The 9,332-nt window shown below is 72.3% G+C and carries 12 protein-coding genes; 1 reads left to right on the top strand and 11 read right to left on the bottom strand.

From position 1 onward, the window contains the following. Window positions 1-31: 31 nt before the first annotated feature. From BLA60_RS21240 to BLA60_RS21190, 11 genes are read right to left on the bottom strand one after another with little or no spacing between them, the layout of a single operon-like run. Entirely contained in the window at window positions 32-751 is a 720-nt protein-coding gene (locus tag BLA60_RS21240) for a 2-hydroxychromene-2-carboxylate isomerase (RefSeq protein ID WP_075134696.1), read from the bottom strand. A gap of 19 nt (window positions 752-770) precedes the next feature. Next, the gene (fabG, locus tag BLA60_RS21235) at window positions 771-1,517 is read right to left on the bottom strand and encodes a 3-oxoacyl-[acyl-carrier-protein] reductase (RefSeq protein WP_154814495.1); all 747 of its coding nucleotides are present in this window, start codon (window positions 1,515-1,517) and stop codon (window positions 771-773) included. A gap of 30 nt (window positions 1,518-1,547) precedes the next feature. Next, complete coding sequence (locus BLA60_RS21230; protein WP_211288799.1) at window positions 1,548-2,036, bottom strand: 3-hydroxyacyl-ACP dehydratase FabZ family protein; 489 nt, start codon at window positions 2,034-2,036, stop codon at window positions 1,548-1,550. Continuing rightward, a complete protein-coding gene (locus BLA60_RS21225) occupies window positions 2,030-2,428 on the bottom strand; it encodes a 3-hydroxyacyl-ACP dehydratase FabZ family protein (RefSeq protein WP_075134694.1) in 399 nt (132 codons plus the stop codon). Before BLA60_RS21225 ends, BLA60_RS21230 begins: the two co-directional genes overlap by 7 nt. Continuing rightward, window positions 2,425-2,682, bottom strand: a complete 258-nt coding sequence (locus tag BLA60_RS21220; protein WP_075134693.1) for an acyl carrier protein — start codon at window positions 2,680-2,682, stop codon at window positions 2,425-2,427. Before BLA60_RS21220 ends, BLA60_RS21225 begins: the two co-directional genes overlap by 4 nt. Before the next feature lie 11 nt (window positions 2,683-2,693). Continuing rightward, window positions 2,694-3,758 carry a beta-ketoacyl synthase N-terminal-like domain-containing protein gene (locus tag BLA60_RS21215; RefSeq protein ID WP_075134692.1) on the bottom strand — a complete coding sequence of 355 codons (1,065 nt, stop codon included), beginning with the start codon at window positions 3,756-3,758 and terminating at the stop codon, window positions 2,694-2,696. After that, on the bottom strand, window positions 3,755-4,750 hold the full coding sequence (locus tag BLA60_RS21210; protein WP_075134691.1) for a hypothetical protein: 996 nt from the start codon (window positions 4,748-4,750) through the stop codon (window positions 3,755-3,757). Before BLA60_RS21210 ends, BLA60_RS21215 begins: the two co-directional genes overlap by 4 nt. Beyond that, on the bottom strand, window positions 4,743-5,525 hold the full coding sequence (locus BLA60_RS44270) for an alpha/beta fold hydrolase (RefSeq protein ID WP_162292993.1): 783 nt from the start codon (window positions 5,523-5,525) through the stop codon (window positions 4,743-4,745). Before BLA60_RS44270 ends, BLA60_RS21210 begins: the two co-directional genes overlap by 8 nt. Then, complete coding sequence (locus BLA60_RS21200) at window positions 5,522-6,379, bottom strand: beta-ketoacyl synthase N-terminal-like domain-containing protein (RefSeq protein WP_211288798.1); 858 nt, start codon at window positions 6,377-6,379, stop codon at window positions 5,522-5,524. Before BLA60_RS21200 ends, BLA60_RS44270 begins: the two co-directional genes overlap by 4 nt. After that, the gene (locus BLA60_RS21195; RefSeq protein WP_075134690.1) at window positions 6,376-7,503 is read right to left on the bottom strand and encodes a beta-ketoacyl synthase N-terminal-like domain-containing protein; all 1,128 of its coding nucleotides are present in this window, start codon (window positions 7,501-7,503) and stop codon (window positions 6,376-6,378) included. Before BLA60_RS21195 ends, BLA60_RS21200 begins: the two co-directional genes overlap by 4 nt. Continuing rightward, window positions 7,500-8,747, bottom strand: a complete 1,248-nt coding sequence (locus tag BLA60_RS21190; protein WP_075134789.1) for a beta-ketoacyl-[acyl-carrier-protein] synthase family protein — start codon at window positions 8,745-8,747, stop codon at window positions 7,500-7,502. Before BLA60_RS21190 ends, BLA60_RS21195 begins: the two co-directional genes overlap by 4 nt. Window positions 8,748-9,020: 273 nt before the next feature. Between BLA60_RS21190 and BLA60_RS21185 the strand changes: the two genes are divergently transcribed. Beyond that, window positions 9,021-9,275, top strand: coding sequence for an acyl carrier protein (locus tag BLA60_RS21185; RefSeq protein WP_075134689.1), 255 nt, complete (start codon window positions 9,021-9,023; stop codon window positions 9,273-9,275). The last annotated feature ends 57 nt before the right edge of the window (window positions 9,276-9,332 follow it).

Below are 9,332 nucleotides of genomic sequence, written 5' to 3'. Positions count from 1 at the left end.
TGTCACCCCTCGTCGCGTGTGTGTGGCGTGCTCAGCCGCACCCGCCGGGGTGGCCGTGGTCGGCGCCCACCCTGACCAGCTCGGGGAAGTCGGTGTCCTGCCACGGGATGCCCTCGACGTCGGCCGGCTCGACGCCGCGCACGGCCGCGACGAACCCGCGCAGCCGCTCGGTGCCCCAGAACTTGTCGTAGCCGTGCACGAAGAACGGCACACCGAACGCGCCGTCGTGGTGGCCCCTGGCCAGGCACGCCACGCCGCGCCGGCGCAGGTCCTCGTCGTGGGTGGCGCCGGCCGCGCGGTCGGCGTCGATGCCCATCTCGGTGGCGATCTCGGCGATCACGGCCGGGTCGGAGATGTCGCGGGCCTGCTCCCAGCGCGCCCGGTAGGCCAGCGCCACGAACTCGCGGCCCCGCCCGGACTCCTGCGCGACCAGGTAGGCCAGGTGCGCGACCTCCCACACCGGGGCCTTGTCGATCGGCCAGGTCATGGTCCAGCCTCGGGCGCGGGCGACCCGGCGGGTGTCCTGCAGGATGTAGAAGTTCTTGGCCCTGGTCATCTCCGTGCCGGGCAGCACGACGCCGTCCTCGGCGAGCATCCGCTCGGAGCGCTCGTCGGGCTCCCAGTACGGGATCCACTCGACGGCGTCCAGCACGTCCGGGTAGGACTCGCTCAGCTCGCGGTAGGCGAACCAGGAGTAGGGGCTGCGCAGGGAGAAGTACCAGCGCGGGGTCTTGTTCTTCTTGACTGCCATGGGTTTTCCCTCTGGGTGGTCAGATCGTCAGTCCGCCGTCGATCTGGAGGACCGAGCCGGTGATGTAGTCAGCGCGGGGCGAGGCGAGGAAGGCGACCAGGTCGGCGACCTCCTCGGGGCGGCCGAGGCGGCCGAGCGGGATCTGGGCCAGCGCCCGGTCACGCAGCTTGTCGGTCAGGTCGGCGGTCATGTCGGTCTCGATGAAGCCCGGGGCGACCGCGTTGACCCGGATCCCGTACCGGCCGACCTCCTTGGACAGGGCCATGGCGAAGCCGTTGATCCCGGCCTTGGACGCCGAGTAGTTCGTCTGGGTGGCGTTGCCGTACACGCCGGACACCGAGGAGATCAGCACGATCCGGCCGGCCTTGCGCTTCATCATCTCGAAGATCACCGAGCGGGCGACGTGGTAGACGCCGTCGAGGTTGACGTCGAGCACGTCGTTCCACTCGTCGTCCTTCATCAGCAGCAGCGGCTTGTCCCTGGTGATGCCGGCCGAGGTGACGGCGGTGTCCACCGGGCCGAGCTCGTCCTCGGTGCGGGCGACCCACGCGCGGACCGAGGCGGCGTCGGCGACGTCGGCGCGCACGGCCAGCGCGCGCCGGCCCCGCTCGCCCAACTCCTTCTCCAGGGTGAGCGCGGCCTGCTCGTCGGAGCGGTAGCAGAAGCTGACGTCGAAGCCGTCCTCGGCGAGCCGGTGGACCACCGCCCGGCCGATGCCGCGCGAGCCACCGCTGACCAGCGCCACCCGCGATTCGTTCGTTGTCAACGCCATCCTCTCCCTCGGTGTCCAGTGTGTTCAGTGGGCGACGGGCTGCTCGCGCAGCATTCCCGCCGGGCGGTAGGCCATGGTCACCCGTTCGACCTCGAAGACCACCTCGCCGCCGCTGCGGCACTCGCCCTCGAAGATCATCGTGTCGGTGAGCGCGCGGACCAGCCGCACGTCGTGCTCCAGCAGCTCACCGGGCAGCACCGGCCGGTGGAACACCGCACCGCTGATCCCGCCGACGACCATCACGTTGGTACGCAACGCCTCGGGCTCGGGGTGGTCGTACTGGGCGAGCAGCCCGGCGGCCTGCCCCCACGACTCGATCAGCAGGACCGGCGGGTAGGCCAGCTCGGCGTCGTCGACGACCGGGCCAAGGCGCTGGTACCAGGGCTCGTTGAGCGTCACGGCCTTGTACGCGGTCAGCCGTTCGCCAGGGACGATCTCGGTGACCCGGTCGACCAGCAGCATCGGGTAGCGGTGCGGCAGCGCGGCGCGCACCCCGGCGGGACTGATCAGCACGACGCCTCCCGGAAGCGGAGCCGCACCGAGGCGGCCTTGCCGCGCTCGGTGGAGGCGACGGCCTGGCAGCGCCAGGAGTCCTCGCGGCGACGCCATTCCAGGGTCACGTCGAGCGTGTCGCCGGGGTAGACCGCGCCGACGAACCGAGCCGAGTCGACGGCCGCCAGCGTCAGCGGCGCGGCGTCCGGCGGCGGGGCGGCGAGCGCGCCGCCGATGGCGCAGTCGACCACGCACACGCCGGGGAAGATCGGGAAGTCCGGGTAGTGGCCGGCGAACACGATCTCCTCGCCGGTGATCCGCGTGGAGGTCGCCGCGACCCAGCGGTCGGCCAGCGCCTCGGGCGCGCGGTCGACCACCGGCGGTTCGAGCACCGGCGTGGTCCGGCCGATCATCGGCCGGCCGTCTTGGCGACCAGCAGTTCGTGGGCGCCGTGCAGGGTGGTGACCGCGCGCATCTCGTCCTCGGTGAACTTCACCTGGTACTTCTTCTCCAGCACCACGACCACCTCCAGCGCCATCAGCGAGTCGACGCCGAGGTCGGTGACCAGGTCGGTGTGGTCGGCCACCGCCGCCCGGTCCACGTCGACGACCTCGGCGATGGTGTCGCGCAGCTGTTCCCGGTCGACGGTCTGGACGGCGTTCGACATGTGTGCTCCTCCTAGGAAAGGTCGGGATTGAGCCGCAGTACGGCGGCGCCGATCGAACCCTCGCGGTCGGTCGTGGTGATCACCGCGACCCGGCCGGCGACCGGCTCGCGGGCGGCGGAGCCGAGCACCAGGGCCAGTTGGAAGGCCCCGGTCGCGGCGGCGAGGTCGCCGAGCAGGTCCACCGCCGGCACGGCCGCGAGCGCCTGCGCGCCGAACAGCTCCGTGTGCACCGCGCGTTCCACGGCGGACGGTCCTGGCGAGGCGGCCCACACGTCCCCGGCCGGCACCCCGGCCCGGTCCAGGGCGCGCCGCACGCACGCGGTGAGCGCGCCGGCCAGGTCCGCGTCGTCCAGCGGGGCCACGCCGAGTTCGACGGCGGCGACCTCGGCCAGCGGCGTGCGGCCGGGGCCGACCGCGTTCGCCGGTTCGACCAGCAGCATCGCCGCGCCCTCACCGAGGACGGTGGCGTCGTCGCCGCCCCGGGTGCGCCGGTCCAGCCACGAGCGGGACGCCGAGTACTCCTCGGCGCCGCCGCACAGCACGCGCCGCGCCCGCCCGGTCGACAGCAGCGTCCTGGCGTAGCGCAGCGCCGTGAGCCCGGAGGTCCTGGCCGCGGCGATGGTGGTGTTCGGGCCGCGCAGCGTGTGCCAGATGGCGCACTGGCCGGCGGTGCCGTTCATGATGACGTACGGGATGGCCGACGGGTCGATGTAGAACGGCTTGTCCTGCACCAGCATGTCGGTGGTGGTCGTCCACTGGCTCTGCAGGCCGCCGCTGGTCGTGCCGAGCACCAGCGCCGTGTCGTCGCCGGTCTCCACCCCGGCGTCGACCAGCCGGCCGACGGCGGTCAGCGCGAGCCCGGTGACCCGGTCGATCGACCGGGTTCCCTTGCGGCCCAACACCTCGCGCACGTCGAACCCGGGCACCAGGCACGCGGTGTCGTCGCTGACCGGCCAGCGCTCGTGGTCGACCGGGCTCGCCTCTGGGCCGGTCGCGGCCCAGGCACCGGGCAGCAGCGCCTCGGAGTCGACACCGAAGGCCGACACCGCCGACCAGGCGGTGATCACCGGGTTCACGGCCGGTTCTCCAGGGCGTTGACCACCCGCTCGTCCATCGTCATCAGGGTGCCGTTGCGGCCGTTGGGCAGGTCGCCGTAGCCGTGCTGGATGATGCCGGTCGCGGTGTGCACGATCCGGCCGTCGCGGACCACGTAGCAGTCCATCCGGGAGTTGTAGAGCAGGTTCTTGAACACGTCCTCGACGGTGTAGACGGTGTAGAGGTCCTCCTCCAGCAGCGTCTCGTCGAGGACCTGGATCTTGGAGCGGGTGACCGCCGGGATCCAGTTCCGGTCGGCCAGCAGGGTCCGGATCGAGATGCCGCGCTCGGCGAGGAACAGGTCGACGACCTCCTCCATCACCCGCAGGTAGCCCGACATCTGCAGCCGCTCGAAGTAGTGCACGTAGAAGTAGGGCACCCGCCACTTCCAGCCGTGGGCGTTGGTGTCGCCGATCAGCTGGGCCAGCACCGGGTCGTCGTGCTGGGTGCCCCGTCCGTTCGACAGGCTCGTGGTGGCCGCCGGGGTGACCGCGTCGCCCGGGGCCGACCCGCCGATGCGGGGCACCACGAACCGGTCGAGGCCGGCGGGCACCGGCTCGTGCTCGGCGACCCGCTCGTCGACCCGGAACTGGGCGCGGGCGGTCGCGGTGACGCCCTTGACCGGCGCGCCGTCGCGCTCGACGGTGAGGGTGACCTTGAAGGTCAGCTCGGACGCGTCGTCCTTGGTCGCCGGGGTGACGGTGACCGACGGGCGGTCATCGACGTAGAGCGGGGTGCCCAGCCGGGTGTCCAGGTAGGTCAGGTCGAAGCCGATGCCCCGGTCCTGGTACAGCGCGCCGACCGGCAGCCCACACTCGGCGAAGTGCGCCACGATCGCGTTCTCCACCAGGTAGTTGACGTGCTTGAAGCCGAGGGTGGTGTTGATGTTCGCGCCCTCGTACCCGGGCGCCAGCACCACCGTCGTCGGGGTGCCGAGCAACGCCTTCACGGCGGTCTCGGGAAGGTCAGGCATCGGCGAAGCTCCTCTGCTCGGTGAGAAAACTGGCGACGGCCTCGGCGAACTCGGCCGGTCGCTCCAACATCGGGAAGTGCCCGCAGCCCGCCAGCATCGCCAGGCCCGCGCGCGGCAGGTCGGCGGCGAGGTCGGTGGCCTCGCGGGCGGTGGCGTCGTTCTCGCCGGCGACCACCAGGCACGGCACGCTGACCTGGTCGGTGCGCAGCCACGGGGAGTTCAGGTACAGCTCACCGAAGCGCAGCCAGCCGTACGGGCCGACCCGCTCACACACCCGGCGCGCCAGGTCCAGCGCCATCTCCGGGTCCAGCCGGCGCGCCGAGTGCAGCCGGATGCCGTCGCCGACGACCGTCAGGAACTTCTCCGACAGCCCGGACACCACGTCCCAGTCGAACTCGCCCGGCTCGCGGCGGTAGAACGGCGAGACCAGCACCAGGTGCCGCACTCCCCATTCGGCCAGCGGGTCGGTGCCGGCGGCCCGGCTCAGGTGCTCCAGCACGACGCTGGCCGCGAACGAGTGCGCGACCAGCACGTCCGGCGCCTCCGGCAGGTCCGCGAGGAGCCTGGGCAGCTGGTGCGGGACGTCGGTGTGGCCCCAGGACGGGTCACCGCCCGAACGCCACGGCAGCTCCAGCGACCAGGCCTCGACGTCGGGCCCCCAGTGGTCCACACAGGAGTTCCAGACGCTCGCGCTGTTGCCGAGGCCGTGCAGCAGAGCCACCCGGTGCCGGGGGATCCCGGCGGCCGGGTGGTGCCGGACGGTCGGCGCGGTCACGGCGTGGCCGTGAGGACGAGGCCGGCGCCACCGGCCAGGGCGTGCACCGGCTCCCGGTGCCCGCCGGCGAACCAGCCGACGGCGGTCGCGCACTGGACCACGCCCAGCGCACCGGACATCGCGCCCCAGCCGGGGTCGGTGGTCTCGGCGCGCAGCGTCAGGCCCGGCTCGCCGGCGACCGCGCGCAGGGCGGGCGCCGGGTCGTCGGTGCGCACGTAGTGGTGCGGGGCGGCCAGTGCCCGGACCCCGCGCCGCTGGGCGGACTCCCCGGTCTCCAGGACCAGGGCGGCGCCGCCGTCGACCAGGCGGGGCGCGCCGGTCAGCGCGCGGACGTCGTCGTTGTCGGGTTCGACGCCGACGACCAGCACCGCGCCGGCGCGGCCGGCGCGCAGCAGGGTCAGCGCCCAGCGCACCGCGTCCAGCCCGGCGGTCTCGCCGCTGCACACGGTCAGGTTCGGCCCGCGCAGCCCGAACCGGATCGCGAGTTCCGAGGCGATGACGTTGCTGGACAGGCTGGGGGTGTCCATCGGGCTCAGGCCCCGCGAGGTTTCCTCGTCGAGGGTGCGGATGACCCGGCAGACGGTGTCCACGTTGCCCAGGTTGGAGCTGACCACGACCGCGACGTCGGGCCCGTCCTGCTCGGGCAGGGCGGCCTCGCGCAGCGCGTCGGCCGCCGCGCACAGCGCGAGCTGGGTGGCGCGGTCCTTGTAGCGCAGGCCCTTCTTGCCCAGCCGGGCCGCCGGGTCCACCGGCGCGGCCGACGGATCGGGGCGCCCCAACAGGTCCCCGGCGGTCTCCACCCCCGGCAGGGCCAGGCCAAGGCCGGTGATGACGATGTTCACGGCGCCGTTCACGCGCCCACCTCCACGATCGCGACCGCGTTGATCCCGCCGAAGCCGAACGCGTGCACCTGGGCGACGGTGGCCTCGCAGGGCAGCGGACCGGCCGAGGGCAGCGGGAAGCCGCGCACCTCGACGATCGGGTCGGTCAGGCCGGTGATCGGCGGCACCTGACCGCCGGTCATCGACCGCAGCGCGACGATCAGGTTGAGCAGGCCGGCGGCGCCGGAGGTGTGCCCGGTCATCGACTTGATCGCGGCGAACAGCGGCTGGGTGGCCACCCCGGCGAAGATCTCCCGGGTGACCGCCGCCTCCACGTGGTCGTTGAGCGGGGTGCCGGTGCCGTGCGCGACGACCAGCCCGATGTCGTCCGGTTTCACCCCGGCCAGCCGGTGCGCGGCCACGATCGCGGCCCGCACGCCGTCGGGGTCCGGGGCGGTGGAGTGGTAGGCGTCGCAGTTGACCGCGACCGCGCGCACCCGGCCCAGGGGTGCGCGTGGCGCGGTGTCCCGGCGCAGCACCACGGCCGCCGCGCCCTCACCGAGGATCGTGCCCATCCGGCCGTCGTCGAAGGGCCGCACCGCCGCCGGCGGACGCAGCTGGACGCGGTCGGACAGACCGAACATCGTCTCGGTGATGCTGTCCACACCGGCCACCACCACCGTGTCGGTGGCCTCCTGCTCCAGCAGGTCGGTGCCCAGCGCCAGCGCGTAGAGCGACGCCGAGCAGGCGTTGGCGAAGGTGTGCGTGTCGGTGGCGCCGAACCGCTCACGCAGCGCGGTGCCGAAGTGCAGCTGGTCGGTGGTCAGCTCCGCCGCGCCGCGCGCCCACAGCTCCACCGAGCGCAGCTCGCGCAGCCCGGTGCCGACCAGGACCGGGACACCGGTGAGGTCGGTCAGGCCGGCGTCGCTGACCGCCTCGGCGACCGCGTCGAGCAGGAAACCCGTTGCCCGGCACGGGCGGTCGGGGCCGCCGGCGCGATCGTCGATCTCGAACAGCTGGCTGGCGTTGAGGTTGGTCTGGTCGAACCCGCGCTGCGGGCGCAGACCGTCGCGACCGGCCAGCAGCGCCGAGAACACCTCGTCGGTGTCGCGGCCGATGCTCGCCACCGCCCCGACACCGGTGATCGCCCAGCTCATGCGACCGGCTCCTGGTAGCGGCCCAGGATGAGGACCGCGTTGTTGCCGCCGAAGGCCAGGCCGTTGTTCTGCACGATCCGCAGGTCGGCCGGCACGGACGTGTTCGGCACGCAGTCGATCTCGCACTCGGGGTCGGTCTCGACGTGGTTGATCGTCGGTGGGATGAACCGCTCCTGGATGGCCAGCGCACAGGCGATCGCCGCCAGCGCGCTCGCCGCGCCCATCGTGTGGCCCAGCATCGACTTCAGCGACACCGTGCGGGGCGTGTCCTCGCCGTAGACCTGGCGGATGGCGCGGGTCTCGGTGACGTCGTTGGCCTTGGTGCCGGTGCCGTGCGCGGAGATCAGGTCGACCTCGCCCGGCTTCACCCCGGCGTTGTCCAGCGCCAGCTCCATACAGCGCGCCACGCTGTCCTGGTTGGGCGCGACCTGGTGGTAGGCGTCGCAGTTGAGGCCGTAACCGAGGACCTCGGCGTAGATGTGCGCGCCGCGGGCCAGCGCCGACTCCAGCGGTTCGAGCATCAGCACGCCGGCGCCCTCGCCGGTCAGGATGCCGTCGCGGCCGGCGTCGAACGGGCGGCAGACCTCGGTGGCGATGGTGCCGAGGCGGTAGAAGCCGGTGAAGGTCTTGCGGCACAGGGCGTCGGCACCGCCGCACAGGGCGAACTCGACCTCGCCGGAGCGGACCGCGTCGTAGCCGTAGCCGATGGCGTAGTTGCCGGCGGCGCACGCCGTACCGAAGGTCACGGCCTCCACATCGGACAGTCCGAGCTCGCGTGCGACCGACACCGACAGCCGCCCGGCGCTGACCCGCCCGGCGATCACCGGGTCCATGTGCTCGGGGCCATCGGCCAGCTGCGCGGAGACCAACCGGTCCAGGTCCCAGGACTCGCCGTCGGTGGTGCCGATGGCGATCAGGCCGCGCCGGTCGGCCAGGTCGGCGGCGGCGAACCCGGCGTCCTCGATGGCCATCCTGGACGCGGCGACCGAGAACTGGCTCGCCCGGCCGAGTTCGTCGACCGGCAGCTCGCGGATCCACTCCCCCGGCTCGAAGTCGACGATCTCGCAGCCGTTGGCGTGCGCGAAGCCGGTGGTGTCGAACGCGGTGATCGGCTTGGCGCCGCTGCGCCCGGCGCGCAGACCGTCGGCGAACTCCTTGGCACCGTTGCCGATGCTGGAGAACACGCCGAAGCCGGTGAGGACAACACGTCGCCCGGCCACCCGTTCGGTTGTCGGTTCGTCCACGACGCGCCCCTCACTGTGCTGGTTCACTGTGCTGCCTTGAGCCTGTGTCGGCTCCTCGCCGACTTCTCCGCCGCCGATGCTAGGCACGGCCCCGCCACAGGGCCTCGCGGGAATCGGCGATTGCGAAGCACCCTTGTGGACCCGAGTTCTTCGTGGTATGCGTGTCGGGGCACGCGCCGTACTTCAATACTTTCAATCACCGCCTTGCTTCCGGGTTCCGCGCTGCTATAACGGATTCGCTGCGACCAGGAACCCCTAGTGAATTGAGAAGCGATGACTGCCGCACTGACCGAACAGAAGTCCAGGATCAAGGAGATCGTCTGCGAGATCCTCGAACTGGAGGAGGACGAGGTCACCGACACCAGCCTGTTCCTGGAGGACCACGCCGCCGACTCGCTGCGCGCGATCGAGATCCTCGCCTCGCTGGAAAAGACCTTCAAGATCGTCATCGATCAGGAGGAGCTGGCCAGGATGGTCAACCTCAACGGCGTGTACGAGGTCGTCGGCGAGGCCGCGGGCTGGAACTGACCACGCCCGACACATCCGGCACGGCGTCTCCCGGCATCGCCGAGAGGCGCCATTCCG

Source organism: Actinophytocola xinjiangensis (genome assembly GCF_001921215.1).
Taxonomy (GTDB): Bacteria; Actinomycetota; Actinomycetes; order Mycobacteriales; family Pseudonocardiaceae; genus Actinophytocola; species Actinophytocola xinjiangensis.
This window is presented reverse-complemented; position numbering and strand designations above follow the sequence as displayed.